The sequence below is a fragment of the Shewanella sp. W3-18-1 genome, from assembly GCF_000015185.1.
Taxonomy (GTDB): Bacteria; Pseudomonadota; Gammaproteobacteria; order Enterobacterales; family Shewanellaceae; genus Shewanella; species Shewanella putrefaciens.
This window is the reverse complement of sequence record NC_008750.1, coordinates 989,603-1,007,508: the sequence shown is the minus strand read 5'-3', so window position 1 is coordinate 1,007,508 and position 17,906 is coordinate 989,603. Positions and strand designations below refer to the sequence as shown.

At 45.4% G+C, this 17,906-nt stretch carries 13 protein-coding genes; 4 read left to right on the top strand and 9 right to left on the bottom strand.

Going from position 1 to position 17,906, the window contains the following annotated elements:
* Positions 1–32 precede the first annotated feature (32 nt).
* Positions 33–218 carry a hypothetical protein gene (locus tag SPUTW3181_RS04570; RefSeq protein WP_011788263.1) on the top strand — a complete coding sequence of 62 codons (186 nt, stop codon included), beginning with the start codon at positions 33–35 and terminating at the stop codon, positions 216–218.
* Positions 219–334: 116 nt separating this feature from the next.
* Here SPUTW3181_RS04570 and SPUTW3181_RS04565 read toward each other — a convergent pair whose 3' ends face one another.
* The 5 genes from SPUTW3181_RS04565 to SPUTW3181_RS04545 form a co-directional block, all read right to left on the bottom strand.
* Entirely contained in the window at positions 335–2,071 is a 1,737-nt protein-coding gene (locus SPUTW3181_RS04565; RefSeq protein WP_011788262.1) for a hypothetical protein, read from the bottom strand.
* 255 nt (positions 2,072–2,326) lie between these two features.
* Positions 2,327–3,112: a monofunctional biosynthetic peptidoglycan transglycosylase gene (mtgA, locus tag SPUTW3181_RS04560; RefSeq protein ID WP_011788261.1), complete on the bottom strand. Its 786-nt coding sequence runs from the start codon at positions 3,110–3,112 to the stop codon at positions 2,327–2,329.
* A 580-nt stretch (positions 3,113–3,692) separates the two neighbouring features.
* Positions 3,693–4,475: a phosphoadenylyl-sulfate reductase gene (locus SPUTW3181_RS04555; protein WP_011788260.1), complete on the bottom strand. Its 783-nt coding sequence runs from the start codon at positions 4,473–4,475 to the stop codon at positions 3,693–3,695.
* Entirely contained in the window at positions 4,468–6,165 is a 1,698-nt protein-coding gene (gene cysI, locus SPUTW3181_RS04550; RefSeq protein ID WP_011788259.1) for an assimilatory sulfite reductase (NADPH) hemoprotein subunit, read from the bottom strand. Before cysI ends, SPUTW3181_RS04555 begins: the two co-directional genes overlap by 8 nt.
* A 99-nt stretch (positions 6,166–6,264) precedes the next feature.
* Positions 6,265–8,064, bottom strand: a complete 1,800-nt coding sequence (locus SPUTW3181_RS04545) for an assimilatory sulfite reductase (NADPH) flavoprotein subunit (protein WP_011788258.1) — start codon at positions 8,062–8,064, stop codon at positions 6,265–6,267.
* Positions 8,065–8,484: 420 nt separating this feature from the next.
* On the opposite strand from SPUTW3181_RS04545, the gene SPUTW3181_RS04540 reads away from it, so the two are divergent.
* Together SPUTW3181_RS04540 and pntB are read left to right on the top strand one after the other, a co-directional pair.
* Complete coding sequence (locus tag SPUTW3181_RS04540) at positions 8,485–10,011, top strand: Re/Si-specific NAD(P)(+) transhydrogenase subunit alpha (protein ID WP_011788257.1); 1,527 nt, start codon at positions 8,485–8,487, stop codon at positions 10,009–10,011.
* Positions 10,012–10,022: 11 nt separating this feature from the next.
* A complete protein-coding gene (gene pntB, locus SPUTW3181_RS04535) occupies positions 10,023–11,507 on the top strand; it encodes a Re/Si-specific NAD(P)(+) transhydrogenase subunit beta (RefSeq protein WP_011788256.1) in 1,485 nt (494 codons plus the stop codon).
* Between the two features lie 107 nt (positions 11,508–11,614).
* Here pntB and SPUTW3181_RS04530 read toward each other — a convergent pair whose 3' ends face one another.
* The 3 genes from SPUTW3181_RS04530 to hldE all read right to left on the bottom strand — a co-directional run bounded on the left by SPUTW3181_RS04530 (position 11,615) and on the right by hldE (position 14,501).
* Positions 11,615–12,094: a TetR family transcriptional regulator gene (locus SPUTW3181_RS04530; protein WP_011788255.1), complete on the bottom strand. Its 480-nt coding sequence runs from the start codon at positions 12,092–12,094 to the stop codon at positions 11,615–11,617.
* A gap of 152 nt (positions 12,095–12,246) precedes the next feature.
* Entirely contained in the window at positions 12,247–13,074 is an 828-nt protein-coding gene (locus SPUTW3181_RS04525) for a hypothetical protein (protein WP_011788254.1), read from the bottom strand.
* The gene (gene hldE, locus SPUTW3181_RS04520; RefSeq protein WP_011788253.1) at positions 13,071–14,501 is read right to left on the bottom strand and encodes a bifunctional D-glycero-beta-D-manno-heptose-7-phosphate kinase/D-glycero-beta-D-manno-heptose 1-phosphate adenylyltransferase HldE; all 1,431 of its coding nucleotides are present in this window, start codon (positions 14,499–14,501) and stop codon (positions 13,071–13,073) included. Before hldE ends, SPUTW3181_RS04525 begins: the two co-directional genes overlap by 4 nt.
* A 103-nt stretch (positions 14,502–14,604) precedes the next feature.
* Here hldE and SPUTW3181_RS04515 point away from each other — a divergent pair, with 103 nt between their 5' ends.
* A complete protein-coding gene (locus SPUTW3181_RS04515) occupies positions 14,605–15,531 on the top strand; it encodes an LpxL/LpxP family Kdo(2)-lipid IV(A) lauroyl/palmitoleoyl acyltransferase (RefSeq protein WP_014611229.1) in 927 nt (308 codons plus the stop codon).
* 66 nt (positions 15,532–15,597) lie between these two features.
* On the opposite strand, the gene SPUTW3181_RS04510 is transcribed toward SPUTW3181_RS04515, so the two are convergent.
* Positions 15,598–17,322 (bottom strand): potassium/proton antiporter, encoded by a 1,725-nt coding sequence (locus SPUTW3181_RS04510; protein WP_011788251.1) that lies wholly within the window; start codon positions 17,320–17,322, stop codon positions 15,598–15,600.
* Positions 17,323–17,906 lie beyond the last annotated feature (584 nt).

Sequence of the window (17,906 nt, the reverse complement as noted above, 5' to 3'; positions counted from 1 at the left end):
TAGACAGGACTGGCTCATCACTGAGGTTAATTATGTCAATTTCACTAAACACTCAAGCAATCACACCTAATCTAGAAAATGGTGCTATTGGAGTTAAAGTCGCTCAATTAGCCAAAGAGCAACAAAAGGTTGAAGGGCAGATTGCAGTAGATTTAATTCAAGCCGCAACACCGCAACCTGTTGGTAATACTGGCCACAATATCAACACAACAGCCTAGTCCTTAGTTTCTTAAGGATAAATAAAAAAGCGCCTTAATCAGGCGCTTTTTTTATGGCAATTGACCCGTCCTAAATAGCGTTGACACTTTTCAAACGCATTTAGGAGTGTAATGACTTACTTGTTATCGCTGGTCTTTGAATTAACGACAGAACCTAAAACGATTCCCTGCTTATTCACGTCAAAACTCATTTGAATCCGCATATTGTAATCTTTTAGCATTTGCACTTCTTCAGGGATTGGCTCACCACTCATTTCTAACAGCGTAATGACCGGCGTAAACATCTTGCCATAGTCTGCTGAAAGGCTATACATGCCATTGGCCGACAATTTTTCACTCGCCAATTTGTTTGCAAGCGCCAAGCCTTTATCACCACTATAAACCACTAAATGCTGACCTTTGATGGCCAACATTGGCTTAATGCCTAATTCAGGTGGCAACATCAGTAATGGGGATAAATCAGTAGCATCACCATTCTCAGCAAGTTGAACCTCTGCCAACATAGGCGCAAATGGCTTCACCATATTAAATAACATTGCGGGATTATCGGCACTTAAACTCACTAAGGCATCTAAACTCTCTAGCTGAGGTTCAGACTCTTGCGTCCCCATTTTGTAATCGAGTAATGAAACACTCATGCCTTTTACGCCATTCGCCATCCCCGTAAACATACCTAGCATAGCAGGGCTTTGTTGGCTCAGTTCAGCTTGCAAATCGGCCAATGGTGCGCATGTTAATTGCGGTTTTTGTAAATCATCCCACACGGCAGTCAGTGATGGTGCAACTTCGTTAACATCAAAACCCAGTCCAAGAGAGAAAATAGTGCTATCAATATTCGCTAAATGAGCAGGGATAAAACCACGCATTTTTTGCAAAGCGGTAAGGATAGGCTGGTTTTTCGTTTCCACCACAAATGAGGCTGCCATATGGCTTTCTTTTTCAGTCACAGAAAAAGCCGTTAAACCAGCAACTGTCCGTGGCCAATTGCCAGCAATCGCAGTTAATTCAGCACGACATTCTGGCGTTCTTATTTCAGCTAATGGATCTTCACCGTTGTTTTCATCGGCAAATAACTTAGTTAGCTGCTTAGAAAGCATATTGCTATCGGGTGAGGTTAAGGCTTTTACAATTTCCACATGGTTGATAAAGCTAATGCTATCATCCATAAAACCGTGGGTTTTAATGATCTCTTGCAACATACCTGATGCAGCCAAAGATTGTGGCGCTTTCTTCAATCCTAATGCCATTTCTAATAATTCAGGTTCAGTCACTGAAGTACTAAAAGTCACAGTAAGAATGCCATCTTTATGGGCAAATAGCAGATCCGCCTTTTCAGATGAGCTCTCATCGGATAATGCATAGGCGCGGTAATCAACACCACCAATCTGACGCATTTCATGGGTAACACCACTGTCTTTTTCGGCTTTATCTAAAACAGCCCAAAATGCAGCGACTTGATCCACATCGATTTTAAGGACAGGTAAGGCACCTAACGTATAAAAATAAGGTTTGATTTCATCTGGAAAACCAAAGGTTTTAAGCAGTAAGGCAGGTTCTTTAATTCCTTCCATATACTGCTGATAAACGCTGACAAAAAACTTGCCCATTGGGTTGTCTAATTCGCCTAACTCAGCAAAAACATCCGTTGGATATTGCTGATAATTTCCAGAAATAGACTGTAAATACGCTTTTAACGGGAATGGCTTTAATTGGCCTGAAAACACCGGTGTGTCAGCAGGCACATAATCAAGCAACGGATTTGCAGAGACACTAGAGCTTGTTCCATGCTGAGTGTACCAATACGCGCCTGCACCCGCTGCTATAATTGCCGCAGCTATCACAATCTTTTTCATCTAAAAACTCCATTTAAGTACATATAATTTTGTCAGTAATACCCTTAGGTATTTAAAAGCACATTCACGTTTACACCTGTTCGATAAAGGCAATGTAAAACGAAAAATCAATTGTCCTCCGTTGAGTAACAATAAATATTGCACTCTTACAAGACGCAAAATTTGCCCGATAATTTAGCATTAATCAGGGCTATTGGCTAACAGCTAAGATTTAGTCAGTAAAAACAATTAAAAAATAAACTCGATTAGTTCTGCTTATTCAGCACCGTGTACTTTATTAAGGGTCACTTCACCAAGTTGACGCATTTGTTTACGGATCCAAGCTGATCGCTGTTCAACATAAGATGAAGGAGGAGAAACCTTATAGCGCCATGGATTAGGTAGCACGGCAGCAAGTAAAGATGCCTCATAACGGGTGAGTTTTGCAGCAGATTTGCCAAAGTAATACTGAGCGGCAGCCTCTGCCCCGTATATACCAGGGCCAAATTCGACAATGTTTAAATACACTTCAAGAATGCGTGACTTATCCCAAATCAGTTCCATGAGTAGGGTGAACCAAGCTTCTATTCCTTTACGCAAAAAACTGCGGCTAGACCACATAAATAGATTCTTCGCAGCTTGCTGACTCAGCGTACTGGCACCGCGTACCTTACTCCCCTTCTGGTTATATTCAAACGCAGCGCTGATTGCGGCTAAATCAAAACCCGTATGATCCGCAAATTTTTGATCTTCTGCGGCAATCACCGCCAACTGTAACTCAGGGGAAATTTGCCCAATAGCCCGCCATTGATGACGAACCTCAGTGATAGTGTCAGGCGGAAACAAAGCGCGTTCAATTCGCCAAGTCCACATAGGCGGATCGACAAAACGCAAAAAGACGACGATAAAGATCGAGCTTAACCACAGCCAAAATACAATCTTAACTAACCAAGAAACTAAGCGCTTAAAGCCACGCTTACTTGGCTTGGGGGCGGGATGATTGGTTCTATTTACTCGGGGATGATTGACATGATCCCGCATCGCATACAAAGGTGCGGTCATTTATATCGTCTCATTAAAAAAATCATTAATATTAACTTGTTATTTAAACAGATGATTAATCCATTCTTCACGACTTCACTCAAGGCGATAAAAATAGCCGCTCAGAAACAAACGATTATATTGTCACAACCTGCGCAATAAGCCGAGTCAAAAATGGTAATGGGCATATAGGAACGAAAAATTAAGGAATGATAACCAGTTAACGTCTAAGAACACACTGGATTCAACCTCGGCAGCTTTGACAGCAGCTCGCCGAGGTGAAATAACCGATTAACGAGCGCTAGCAAGCCAATCAAATTTATGCAGTAAAATCTCCCAAGACTATCTATGGGGACTTCAAAATATAGTTCATACCCAACAAATTGTGCATAAGTCTGTGAATAAAAATGTACAATTTTTTTCAACAACAGAAACACATTGGTTAACTATATGAAAATCAATCTAACTCACTTTAATGACGGCAGAATGACAACCCAAATTTTGTAACTATTAATTCGCTTCAAAATCAAACAATAAAAGACCATAAATAAAAACACCCCGAGCAAAATCGAGGTGTTAAGTTTTTAACTCAATAAGATAGTTAGATTTCGTAGTGCAGACCACACTCACGTTTTAGGCCATTAAAGCGGGTTTCTTCCTCCGTCATGCCTAATTCGAGTGGTTTACTCGAATGGGTATCCCCCACAGAAACATAGCCTTGCTCCCAAAGTGGATGGTACGGTAAGTCAAATTGCGTCAAATAGAGGTGCACATCTTTATTCGACCATTCGATAATTGGCAGTAACTTAAAGCGTGTGCCATGGATAGCTAATATCGGCAGCGCCTCACGGGTACTGGCTTGACTGCGTCTAAGCCCCGCAAACCAAGTGCCGACTTCAAGCTCGGCTAAGGCGCGTTGCATAGGCTCAACTTTGTTTAAACGGTTGTATTGCTCTAGCCCGTCTAACCCTTGCTCCCACAACTGACCAAAGCGTGCCTCTTGCCATGCCGATGTCATCACTGCTTGGTACACTTTTAAATTCAGCGATAAACGCTCTGTCAGCTCGTCGATAAACTGATAAGTCTCAGGGAATAAATAACCCGTATCCGTGAGGATAACCGGAATATTCGCCTGTGCCTGACTCACCATATGCAGCATTACAGCGGCTTGGATCCCAAAACTTGAGGACAGAGCATGATTACCGGGCAAATAAGTTAAGCCCCATAGCACTCGCTCTTGCGCGCTCAATCCACCTAAGAACTGATTAATACGTTCAAGCTCTATCGCTTGCTCAGCCTTAGGCGCACTCAATAATGCCTTGAGTTCGGCAGCGCTGACCACTGTCGGCACTGTATCACTGGTTTTATGCTCAAGATCAGCCATGAAAATCCTTAGCGGCATCGATCACCGCCTTCACTACGCCCACGCGGACAGTGAAGTTACCAAAGGTTTCGCCAGCATCACGCTCAACGGCGTAGCGGCCAAACAGGGTATCCAATTCGGCGAGAATGTCCGCCTCTTGGATATTTTCTCTGTGCATCTTGTTCAGGCGAGTCCCTTCAAAACTTGCACCTAAATACAAGTTATAACGACCCGGCGCCTTACCCACAAGGCCAATTTCAGCGGCAAATGGACGGGCACAACCGTTAGGACAACCCGTCATACGCACCACAATCGCTTGCTCGCTAATGCCGTGTTTTGCCTGCAGCGCATCGATGTGATCGATAAACTCAGGGAAATAACGCTCGGCTTCCGCCATCGCTAATGGACACGTCGGCAACGCCACACAGGCAATAGAGTGACCGCGGGTTTGTGTCAACACTTGGCCAAGTAGACCGTGTTTGCGGGCTAAGCCTTCAATGGTGGCTTTATCTTCCGCCGCGACGCCTGCGATGATCATGTTTTGATTCGAGGTCATGCGGAAATCGCCCTTGTGGATCTTAGCAATTTCACGCAGCCCCGTTTGCAACGTTTGCCCCGGTAAATCTTTAATACGACCGCTTTCGATAAATAAGGTTAAATGCCACTTACCGTCAACGCCTTCGACCCAACCATAACGATCGCCGCGATCGCCAATCACTACATCGCGCTTAGGTTCAAATTTCACCCCAGCACGGGCCTCGACTTCGGCTTTAAACTTCTCATAGCCATGGTCGACAATAGTGTATTTAAGGCGCGAGCGCTTACGATTAGAGCGATTACCCCAGTCGCGTTGCACTGTCATCACAGCTTCGGCAAATTTCATCACATCTTCAGTTTTGATAAAACCAAAGTCGTCAGCCAGACGTGGGAAAGTTTCCACTTCGCCATGGGTCGAGCCCATGCCGCCACCCGCAGTCAGGTTAAAGCCAACCAGCTCGCCATTTTCGGCCACGGCGATAAAACCTAAATCGTTCGTGTAAACGTCAACATCGTTATCGGGAGGCACCGCAACCGCCATCTTAAACTTACGTGGCAAATAGGTTTTGCCATACACAGGTTCAACGGTTTCATCTTCCGTGGTCAGTAACTTTTCTTCATCTAACCAGATTTCGGCGTAGGCGCGAGTGTGTGGCAGCAGATGATCTGAGAGCTTTTTCGCCACCGCATAGGCCTGCTCATGCAGTTTAGATTCCACCGGATTGGGGTTACACATGACGTTACGGTTAACGTCACCACAGGCAGCAATCGAATCCAGCGCCTGCCGATCTAAGTCTTGAATAATGGTCTTCAAGTTACGCTTAGGAATACCGTGGTATTGGAAGGTTTGACGGGTCGTCAAACGAATGCTGTTCGAGCTGGTTAAGGTCGAGGCAATTTTGTCCACACCTAACCATTGCTGCGGCGTACAAATACCACCAGGTACGCGGGCACGCAACATAAAGCTATATAAAGGCTCGAGTTTTTGCTCTTTACGTTCGTTACGTAAATCGCGGTCATCCTGCTGGTAGAAGCCATGAAATTTGATCAGCTGCTGATCGCCATCGCTGAAACTGCCTGTCACAGAAGAATCTAAACCTTCTTTGATGGTCCCGCGCAGGTAATCACTGTCGGTCTTTAGGTATTCGTTTAACGCTAACTTTTGCTCACTCATGGCAACTGCCTCTTAAAATTGGGTTCGCTGGCTGCACAGGTCATCACGTGTGCAGCTTTGGCTATTCTTATGCGTTTCTTATCTGCGCAACGGTTGAGATTAATACACGTCTTTTTGGTAGCGTTTATCGCTGCGCAGGGTTTCAAAGTAGGCTTCTGCAGCCTCAATATTCAAACCACCGACTTCAACCGCCACCTCAATCAAGGCTTGGTGAACATCCTTTGCCATCCGCTCGGCATCACCGCAAATGTAGAGATGTGCGCCGTTTTGCAACCATTGCCACAGGGCTTGGCCTTGTTCTTTAATGCGGTGCTGCACATAAATCTTATGGGCCTGATCGCGGGAGAATGCCACATCGATACGGCTGAGATCGCCATTTTTCAAATACTGTTGCCACTCGGTTTGATACAGGAAATCCTGCTCAAAGTGTGGATTACCGAAGAATAACCAGCTATCACCTTGGATCCCTTGTGCTACGCGCTCCTGCATAAAGGCACGGAACGGCGCAACCCCCGTGCCAGGTCCAATCATGATCACCGGTGTTTCTGGGTTTTCGGGTAAACGGAAGTGCTTATTAGGCTCAACATAAACCTTAACTTGCGTGCCTTCCTGCGCTGAGGCTAAGAAGTGTGACGCGCCGCCAAAACGTGCTGAGCCGTGGCGCTCATCTTCCACTAAGGCCACCGTTAAGTGGACTTCTGTTTCAACTTCGCTTTGACTTGAGGCGATAGAGTAAAGTCTTGGCGTTAATGGACGCAGTAGTTCAAGCAGTTTTGCTGCATTTAAGGTTACTGAGTTATTTGATAACGGATACTGAGTGACTAAATCGGCAAATTGATGCTTAAGGATAAAGTGGCGCACTTGTTCTTTATCTTCGCTCAATGCCAGCAGCTCAGCGCTGCCGCTCAATTCGGCCCAAGCTTTGACTAATCCAGGATATAACTGAGTCAGCTCTTTCCTATCGACCAAGACTTGCTTAAGGGTCAAAGATTCTTTTTCGACAACCACTTCCTCATCACCAGAGAGTGACAGTGCAGTTAAAATCTCCTCAACTAAGGCTTCGTTATTACTAAACCACACACCGAGGGCATCACCCGCTTGATAGGTTAACCCTGAGTCGCCAAGGTCAATTTCAACATGGCGTACATCTCTGTCTGATCCACGGCCAGTAATTTTCTGGCTCACAAGCACTTCGGCGCTATAGGGGTTTTGCTTAGTAAATTCACTTTCGCCAATCGCTTTGGCCGTGCCGATGGATACCACACTGGCGGACGAGGTTTCGATCAGCGGCTTAACGGCCTCTAATACATCGGCGTGCCACTGACCCGCGGCAGCTTCATAATCCACATCGCATTCAATCAAAGGTAACAGTGACTTAGCACCCAGTACTGCTAAGCGGGCATCGAAGTCTTTACCTGTTTGGCAGAAGAACTCATAGCTAGAATCCCCCAGCGCGAGCACTGAGTAATGTAGATTGTCTAACTTAGGGGCACGTTTCGATGCTAAAAACTTGTGTAATTCAATCGCATCATCCGGCGCTTCACCTTCACCATGGGTGCTGACCACCAGCAAAAGCACAGCTTCTTGCTTTAATTGGCGAACATTGTATTCGCCCATTGAAGCCAGATTGACCGCATAACCTTGCGCCTGCGCCTTATCGGCGAGCGCTTTGGCGACACCACGGCCATTACCCGTTTGGCTGCCATAGAGAATCGTCACTGTTTGAGCCGTTTGCGCCTGCGCAACAGGCGCTAATTGACCCGCATTGGCAGTTGCAGCAAGATAGCCACTCACCCAAGCCAGTTGCACTGCACTTAACTCAGAAGTGAGTTGTTTTAGCTTCTCGACTTGTCCTTGAGACAATGGCGAAGCTAGCGATGAAAGTTCTTTTAACAACATGAGACGGCCCTATGACAGTGTAATGTTCACCAGCTTATCGTGGTTTAAGAAAAGCAAAAAAGAATAAAATTTGATTTTTAATTCCATTTTGGAATATACAAAGGGCAAAATTTAAGCTACAAAAGTGTGCGCTGGTTAAAAGTTTTTGATACGACCAGTACAGAAACGACTAGCTTGAGAAATATGCGCTTGTGTCAAACCAAAGTCTTGCCACAATGGTATGAGCCTGCTGTACAGTGACCTCTGTTGCTCGCTGAGAAGTTTGTTTTGAAAGCACAAATTTCACACTCAAGATTTAATGCGCTAACTTGCCGCAATCAAATAGACGAGTTAACTCTTGTTGCTGCCTAGCCCTACCTAGGTTTAGCGCAGGGGAAAGTACTCAGGCAGAACGATTATATAAACCACCAGGGAGTAGTCATGCAGATTGGAATACCGAGAGAGAGTCTCGCCGGTGAAACTCGGGTCGCCGCGACCCCTGCCACCGTTGAGCAGCTTAAAAAGCTCGGCTTTGAGGTTGTTATTGAGGCCAATGCGGGTCAACTGTCAAGCTTCGATGATGCGGCCTTTGAAGCTGCGGGCGCGAGTGTAACTAAGGATGTCTGGCAAGCGGATCTCATTTTTAAGGTCAATGCACCAAGCGATGTTGAAATTGAACAAATTAAAGATGGTGCGACGTTAATCAGTTTTATTTGGCCCGCTCAAAATCCTGAGTTGGTTGAGAAGCTATCTAAACGTAACATCAATGTCATGGCAATGGACATGGTGCCAAGGATTTCCCGCGCCCAGTCACTGGATGCCCTCTCCTCAATGGCAAATATCGGTGGCTATCGCGCCGTTGTTGAGGCCGCGCATCAATTTGGCCGTTTCTTTACTGGTCAAATTACTGCTGCTGGTAAAGTGCCTCCCGCCAAAGTATTAGTGATTGGTGCTGGTGTAGCTGGCCTTGCCGCCATTGGTACAGCGGGCTCACTGGGTGCTATAGTGCGCGCCTTCGATACCCGCTTAGAAGTGGCTGAACAAATCGAATCTATGGGTGGCCAGTTCCTTAAACTGGATTTTGGTAACGAAGAAGGCGGTTCATCGGACGGTTATGCTAAAACCATGTCGGACGAATTTATCGCCGCCGAAATGGCGCTGTTTGCCGAGCAAGCCAAAGAAGTCGATATCATCATCACTACTGCGCTGATCCCTGGCCGTCCTGCACCTAAGCTCATCACCAAAGCCATGGTCGATAGCATGAAGAGCGGCTCTGTAATCGTCGATTTAGCCGCTGCGACGGGCGGTAACTGTGAATACACCCAATCGGGCGAGCTATTTATTACCGCTAACGGTGTAAAAGTCATTGGTTATACTGACCTTCCCGGTCGTCTACCAGCGCAATCATCACAACTTTACGGCACTAACTTAGTCAACTTGATGAAGTTAATGTGCAAAGAAAAGGATGGCACAGCCAGCATCAACTTCGATGATGTGGTCATGCGCAATATGACGGTGATAAAAGAAGGTGAAGTGACCTTCCCACCACCGCCGATTTCAGTCTCTGCTGCGCCAGCAAAACCTGTCGCAAAAATCGAACCTAAGAGCACAACGCCAAAAGCTCCCTCAAAACTGAAATATGTGCTCGCCGCCTTAGGTGCGCTAGGATTCGCCGCTGTAGCATCGGTTGCACCGCCAGAGTTCCTATCTCACTTCACCGTTTTTGTGTTGTCCTGCGTGGTTGGCTATTACGTAGTGTGGAACGTATCCCACTCTCTGCATACGCCTTTAATGTCAGTGACTAATGCTATTTCAGGCATTATCGTGGTCGGCGCCCTACTGCAAATCGGTCAGGGTTCAACTTTGGTCACTGTACTGGCATTTATCGCCGTGCTGATCGCCAGTATTAACATCTTCGGTGGCTTTACTGTCACTCAGCGTATGCTGAAGATGTTCCGTAAGGGTTAAGGGGGTATAACGTGTCTCAAGGACTGGTAACAGCAGCTTATATCGTTGCCGCCATTCTCTTCATCTTCAGTCTCGCAGGACTGTCGAAGCAAGAAACGGCAAAAAATGGCAACTTGTTCGGTATATTAGGTATGGCAATCGCCCTATTGGCGACCATTTTCAATCCTGATACTAATGGTATCGCATGGATCTTAATTGCCATGGTAATCGGTGGTGCCATTGGTATCCGTCTCGCATTAAAAGTTGAAATGACTGAAATGCCAGAGTTGGTGGCCGTACTTCACAGTTTTGTGGGTATGGCCGCGGTATTAGTGGGTTTTAATAGTTTTATCGACTTACATCCACAGGACGTTTCACAGGTCGTGGTTGCCGTAGGTGGTGATATTAATACCACGCTAGCGGCAGTGCAGGATGCCCTTACTAAAGCAGCCGACACCGCCAGCAAAGCGCATCTCACAGGCGCTATGCTTAATATTCACTTGGTCGAAGTCTTCCTTGGGATCTTTATCGGTGCGGTCACCTTTACAGGTTCTATCGTGGCTTTTTGTAAGTTGCGCGGACTGATTTCTTCTAAACCGTTAATGCTGCCACATCGCCACAAACTCAACTTAGTCGCCGTGCTAGTGTCTTTCGCACTCATGGTGTACTTCGTTCAGACTGGCGGCACTATGCCGGCATTGCTACTGATGAGTCTAATTGCCTTCGCCTTTGGCTGGCATTTAGTGGCATCCATTGGCGGCGCAGATATGCCAGTGGTTGTGTCTATGCTGAACTCCTACTCAGGTTGGGCAGCGGCAGCGGCGGGCTTTATGCTATCGAACGACCTCTTAATTGTAGTCGGCGCCTTAGTGGGCTCATCGGGTGCAATTCTGTCTTACATTATGTGTAAAGCGATGAATCGCTCGTTCATTTCTGTTATCGCGGGCGGCTTTGGCACTGATGGTGTAGCCTCATCTGGTGATGAAGAAATGGGCGAATACCGCGAAACCAACGCCGAAGATGTGGCGGAAATGCTGAAAAATGCAACCTCGGTCATCATCACTCCAGGTTACGGAATGGCAGTGGCACAGGCACAATATCCTGTTGCGGAAATCACTCAAAAACTACGTGATCGCGGCGTGAAAGTGCGTTTTGGTATCCATCCTGTGGCTGGCCGTTTACCCGGTCATATGAACGTACTGCTCGCGGAAGCGAAAGTCCCCTACGATATCGTGCTCGAAATGGACGAAATCAACGAAGACTTTAAAGACACAGATGTCGTGCTCGTTATCGGCGCAAACGATACGGTTAACCCCGCAGCGATGGAAGATCCTGGTAGTCCCATCGCAGGTATGCCAGTACTCGAAGTGTGGAAAGCGCAAAATGTGATTGGCTTTAAGCGTTCGATGAACACAGGTTATGCCGGCGTGCAAAACCCACTGTTCTTCAAAGAAAATACCCAAATGCTATTTGGAGATGCTAAAGCCAGTGTTGAGGCGATTCTAAAAGCCCTGTAACAAGTGTTTTTCAATCCAGTAAGGGGAGCTATATCGCTCCCCTTATTTTTTAATCTCAAGCGTAAAAAAGGAGCCATTCGGCCCCTGTTTTACACCAATCAGATGATTTATGCCGCTTTAGCGATATCAAAGTTTGATAACAACATCATAGCAGTACGGCCCAATAAATGATTGATTGTACGATCGCCCGCTAAGCCTAGCTCTGAAATCGCTTGCTGACGAGCTGAACTCACCGCTCTAAAGAGGGTAATTTCATTATTTGCACCACCACAAAGACTAAAAAACAGTCTCAATACCGCACGATAATGTTCTTCCTGCATTGCCTGCATCCATGATGTTTCCAATGCCTCTTGGCTAGAAAAATCCAGAGCCGCAACAAATAGATTGCCAATACGACTATCTAAACGAACCAGAAAATCGCTTTTGCGCGGAAAATGATGACTAATGCCTGTACGGCTAATACCCGTAGCTTCAGATAACGTAGTATAAGACATTGTCTCAAAGCCAATAGTCAAAATCTGCTTTAACGCTTCATCCATAATTTGATTAATGGTTTGCTCAGTTTGTACCCGCGAGCGTTTAGCCATAGTAAAGTCCCCTTCTTCTTTTTCTGGGCGCAGAGCTTACCAAAGCATCTCAGGGATTACTGCTATCTAAAGGGCTAAAACGAGTGTATTTCACTTTTGTTCAGCTAGGGTTCAGTTTTAAACAGGGGGTTTGGCCTGTTTTATTTACATATTCACAACATTGAATTTTGTACCAACCAGTCATGGGCTTTTTCTTCTCCCATAAGCAAAATGAAGGTAGGTTTTAAGTAAAGGCCAAGTTCGGATTTACGCCAAAACAGGTATTCAGGAAGGGATTGCAGAACGCTTCCCCCAAATGTTCGTTGGATTAAACTCGAAAACTCATTCAACGTTCGAGGTTCTAATTGGTCAATTTTAGGATAAAAGTCTGCCAAAAAATCTCGATAACGAGCATATTGTCCAACCTGTGCCGGGCTGTATTTATTTAACACTTGTATCATCATTGGCGCACTCCAATGGGACATATTATGCGCATTTGTTAATGCGGCAAGATTACGCCTATGGTATTGCTGCCATGCAAGGGCAAAGTTATTATTTTCCCTCGCTATGCGCCAAATTAAATAAATATCAGCTAAGGATTCATGCTGATAAGTACTTAAATCATTTGGTAATATGCTTCCTTGCAGAGCAATGTTCTCAAGGTGCCCTAACTCGTGCCATAGCGTTAGCAGCGACTGTTCTCTCAGATCTAACTGGTAGGTCACACCGTCAATATTGACCACTTCTATTTGGGGTGTTTCTTGCTTGTTTACGAGGATTAATCCAGAGAAATGACTATCATCAACAGGTATCACCATAGCACTTCTAAAACCGATATCACGCTTGAATTGCTCAAGCGTATCGGGTAACTGTGTTCGCACAGATGCCGGAAGTGTATCGAGACATTTGTTTAACACCGACAAAGGACAAATTAAAGCCTGCTTATCCGCGATAGGCACCCAAGACAGGCTTGAAACCAATGTCAGAACAATTAAACTCACTGATTAGCCATAATATTTTGGATAATGGCCGTTGTTGAAATACCATCTTCAAACCCAAGTACTTGTACTTGACCACCAGCGGCAATCACTTCAGCGCCACCCGCAATATCTTCAATTTTATAATCGCCACCTTTGACCAAGAGATCCGGCAGCAATCTGGCGATGATCCGCTGCGGCGTATCTTCACTAAAAGGCACCACCCAATCGACAGAAGCTAAGCCTGCGAGCACTGCCATACGACGATCAACCTGATTAACTGGACGGCCTTCACCCTTGAGGCGTTTAACCGAGGCATCATCGTTTACTGCGACAATTAAACGATCACCTAAAGCTTTAGCCTGCTTTAGGTAACTCACGTGACCCGCATGCAAAATATCGAAACAACCATTGGTCATCACCACACGTTCACCGCGCAGTTTGGCTTGCTCTAAGGCGTAGGCAAGCTGATCTTCACTCACCACACCAAAACCCGATTCTCCATGGTGCAAAGCTAAGGCTTCGATAAGCTCGATACGACTCACGGTTGAAGTGCCAAGTTTTCCGACCACCACACCCGCAGCCGTATTTGCAATAGCACAAGCTTGGGGTAAATCGGCCCCTGCGGCTAATGAGGTTGCTAAGGCCGAAATCACAGTGTCGCCAGCCCCCGTCACATCATAGACTTCGCGGGCAACGGTTGGGATGTGTAATTCAGGCGCATTAGCAGTCACTAAGGTCATGCCCTTTTCAGAGCGGGTCACTAAAATGGCATCGAAATGATGTTCTTTGAGTAAACCACGGGCTTTTTCTAGTAGATCGGCTTCAGAGGTCACCGTACCCACAACAGCTTCAAACTCGCTCATATTTGGGGTAATGAGTGACGCGCCATGATAACGACCAAAGTCACTGCCCTTAGGATCGACTAATACCATCACACCTTTAGAACGCGCTAAGGCAATAAAATCTCGCGGCTGATCGATAGCGCCCTTGGCATAGTCGGACAACACCACCACATCGATAGAGTCGAGTAAGGCTTCGGATTGCTTAAGTAAACGCACGCTATCGGCCTTGTCGAAGGCTTCTTCGAAATCGAGGCGAATAAGCTGCTGATTACGTGATAATACCCGCAACTTAGTGATAGTTGGTTTATCCGCAATACTTAACCATTGGGGTTCAACCCCTAAGGTTTGCACACCGAGTGTTAAGGCTATGGCGGTATCATCTTGGCCAACGAGCCCTGCAAGTTGGACTTGGCCACCTAAGGTTGCGATATTGAGGGCCACGTTGGCCGCGCCACCCGGTCTGTCTTCAACCTGATTAATCTTCACTACAGGTACGGGTGCCTCAGGGGAGATACGTCCCGTAGGGCCAACCCAATAACGGTCTAACATCACATCGCCGACGACTAACACTCTGGCTTTTTCAAATGCTGGCAGAGAAACCTTCATAGCGCTCTTATCTTCATGCAGAAATTTAACCGTGATTGTACCTAATTTTCAGTAAAAATTGAGTTAGAATAAGCAGTAATTTTCAAAACGAGTGAGTATTTTTGTGGTCGAGAAAGCCGAATTTTCATCTTCTTTATATCATCCCAAGCATTGGCCCATGTGGTTTGGCGTATTTTTGATGCGTTTAACTCAGTTTCTACCACTGTCTTGGCAGATGAAACTGGGTAAGGGGTTAGGTCGCTTAGTGATGAAATTTGCCGCTGGCCGCACCCATACCGCACGCCGCAATTTAACCCTTTGCTTCCCAGATATGTCTGACACTGAAAGGGAAAATCTGCTCAAACGTAACTTTGAAGAAACGGGTAAAGCCATTTTTGATACGATTAATGCGTGGTGGTGGTCCGATGAAAAAGTGCAACAACACATGAGTATTAAAGGCAAAGAATACGTACAAGACACACTCGATGCCGGCCACGGAGTCATCCTTTTTGCCGTGCATTGTTTACCGCTAGAAATGGGGGCACGTATCTTTGGCCAATTTCAACCCGGTGTTGGCGTTTATCGCCCACACAATAACCCAGTCATGGAATATCTGCAGGTCGAGGGGCGTTTACGTTCCAACAAAGGTTTGGTCTCTAAACGGGATTTACGCCAAATGGTGCGCTGCCTACGTAATCCCGATGTAATTTGGTACACAGCCGATCAGGACTTTGGCCGTTCAAGTGCCGTATTTATTCCCTTTTATGCCATGCCTGATGCGGCAACGATTACGGGCGCGACGACCTTAGCCAAACTCGGTAAAGCTAAAGTGCTCCCCTTTTTTGTAGAGCGTACTGAAGGTGATGAAGGTTATCGAATTGAAATCATGCCACCGCTGGATAATTTCCCCGGCGAAGATGAATTAGCTGATGCCATTCGCGGTAACAAGATTATCGAGTCCATCATAGATAAAAACCGCGCCCAATATATGTGGTTGCATCGCCGCTTTAAGACTCGTCCTGATCCCACTGATAAATCTGTATATCAGTAACCTAACACACTTTTTAACACAAAAATGCCAGCAATTAAGCTGGCATTTTTTATAGGCCCTAGAATGCTAGGTTTCTGGCGGTAAGCGAATCCCGATATTCGTCACTTTGCCTTCATGCAATCCTGCAACAACCCAGTGTAAAGATTGCCATTGGAAATGATCCCCTATGACCGGATGTGCACCAAGCTCAGATGCCACAAGATCAGCCACAGTCATCTCACTCGCCTCCTCATCTAAGTCCAAACCATAGATAGGGGCCAGATCAGCTAACTTGACATCAGTCTCAATAAAGAAATCACCGAAGAAACGTGGAACTTCCTTAGTTTCAGGTGCTTGGCTAAAAAGATGGCTTAATGCATCTAAACTTCGCTCCTGACCTAGAACACAGAGTATATCTCCCGCCTCTAAGCAAGTACTACCAGAGGGATGCAATAGTTTGTCTCCCCTAAAAACAGCCGCAATACGCGTACCATCAGGCATCGATAACCGTTTTAAGGGCTCACCAACACACCATTTATTTTCGCTCAAACAGTAAACAAAGACCTCCCATTCACTACTCGGATAAATTTCAACACCCGAGCGTGAAATGGGGAGCGGCTTTGGGGGCAGTTCCACCTTTGCCAAGCGCGCTGCCGTGGTTAACGAAGCTCCTTGGATCAGCAGCGAGACTAGCACGACGAAGAAAGCTAAGTTGAAATATAACTGAGCCCCTGGCAGGCCCGCCATCATAGGAAATACTGCTAAGATGATCGGTACAGCGCCGCGTAACCCCACCCAAGAAATAAACCAACGATCCCGGCTACTAAAGCTTTTAAAGGGCAATAAGCTCAGCCACACAGCCAGAGGACGGGCGAATAAGATCATCCCAAATGCCAAGGCAAAACCAGGCAGCAAAATATCAAATAAATCAGAAGGGGTAAGTAGCAAGCCTAAGACAAGGAACATACCGATTTGGCTGACCCAAGTCATACCATCGAGTACGTTTAAAATAGAATGACGACCACGAGTGGGTTTATTACCGAGGAATAATCCGACTAAGTAAATGGATAAAATGCCACTTCCACCCAACTTGTTAGATACAGCATAGATAATCAGTCCGCCACTTAAGACTAAAATTGAGTAAAGCCCCTCTGCAAGCTTACTTAAATTAACCAGTTTCCATAGCAGCCAACCACCGCCTAAACCTAAACAAATTCCCAAACCAAACTGTTTAATAAAGCTTACCAGCATAAAACTAACCGAAAGCTCAGTATCAACATTAGCCAAAATAGCAATTAATGTGACGGTTAAAAATACCGCCATAGGATCGTTACTACCGGACTCAATTTCCAAGGTTGCCCCAACCCGCTCATTAAGACTTCGTCCTTTAAGTAAGGAAAATACCGCTGCCGCATCAGTCGAGCCCACAATAGCCCCAACCAGTAACCCCTGCAGCCAATGCAAATCAAACAACCATGCGGCCATCAAGCCAGTAATACTGGTGGTAATCGCAACGCCAAAAGTCGCCAAGGATAATGCAGGCCATAGCGCCACCCTAAAACTGGCTACGCGCGTGCGCATACCGCCGTCGAGCAAAATAATCGCTAAGGCTAAGTTACTGACTAAATAAGCTGTGGAGTAATCATCAAATTGGATACCACCAAGACCATCTTCACCAGCCAAAATACCTACAGCAAGGAAAATCAATAAAATTGGAATGCCTAAACGGGAAGACATAGGACTAAGCAAAACACTCACTGCTGCAAGCAAGGCACCGATCAGAAAAAAACTATTGATGGAATCTGCATCCACACATGCCTCCTTAAATACAGGTTGTTTAGTTAAACGATAGACAAATCACCGAGGTTAAAAATGACTCAACTTACAATTTTTATGATTTTATATTAGCACAAAAATAGCGAATTATTGGAGCGTTAAATATTAAATTTCAATCATCTACAGACAAATAGCTTCAACAGTAACTTTGTATTAGCTTTGATGTAAAAACCAGTAAAAAATTCTAAATTCACGATAACACCAACAACCCAATAAATTGCAATTAAAATAGCTAAATATCAATACATTAAGAAAACAACCATTCAATTAAAACCCACCTCATTGACGTTAAAACCAAGCAATAACGCAATAGAAACCCCGATATACTATGAAAATTAGCACAAACAATAAAAATACCAATAAAAATAGTAAGTTCTAGGATAAGAAGCCTAAATACGATTGTTTTAAAGACACAACTCAATAAATAGTGTCATAAAAACAATAATTGTCATTATGACACTTTAAAAACGTATCAAAAAGACACTCATACAATAAATATTCATTTAATTTCAATAGGATAAATGTTGGCACATTTCCAGCTATAGATAACACAAAGGTAT

Coding starts and splice junctions, on each gene's coding strand:
- hldE (WP_011788253.1), bottom strand. CDS start 14,501: ATGAAGGTTTCTCTGCCAGCATTTGAAAAAGCCAGAGTGTTAGTCGTC.
- SPUTW3181_RS04530 (WP_011788255.1), bottom strand. CDS start 12,094: ATGGCTAAACGCTCGCGGGTACAAACTGAGCAAACCATTAATCAAATT.
- SPUTW3181_RS04570 (WP_011788263.1), top strand. CDS start 33: ATGTCAATTTCACTAAACACTCAAGCAATCACACCTAATCTAGAAAAT.
- SPUTW3181_RS04555 (WP_011788260.1), bottom strand. CDS start 4,475: ATGGCTGATCTTGAGCATAAAACCAGTGATACAGTGCCGACAGTGGTC.
- SPUTW3181_RS04565 (WP_011788262.1), bottom strand. CDS start 2,071: ATGAAAAAGATTGTGATAGCTGCGGCAATTATAGCAGCGGGTGCAGGC.
- SPUTW3181_RS04545 (WP_011788258.1), bottom strand. CDS start 8,064: ATGTTGTTAAAAGAACTTTCATCGCTAGCTTCGCCATTGTCTCAAGGA.
- cysI (WP_011788259.1), bottom strand. CDS start 6,165: ATGAGTGAGCAAAAGTTAGCGTTAAACGAATACCTAAAGACCGACAGT.
- SPUTW3181_RS04540 (WP_011788257.1), top strand. CDS start 8,485: ATGCAGATTGGAATACCGAGAGAGAGTCTCGCCGGTGAAACTCGGGTC.
- mtgA (WP_011788261.1), bottom strand. CDS start 3,112: ATGACCGCACCTTTGTATGCGATGCGGGATCATGTCAATCATCCCCGA.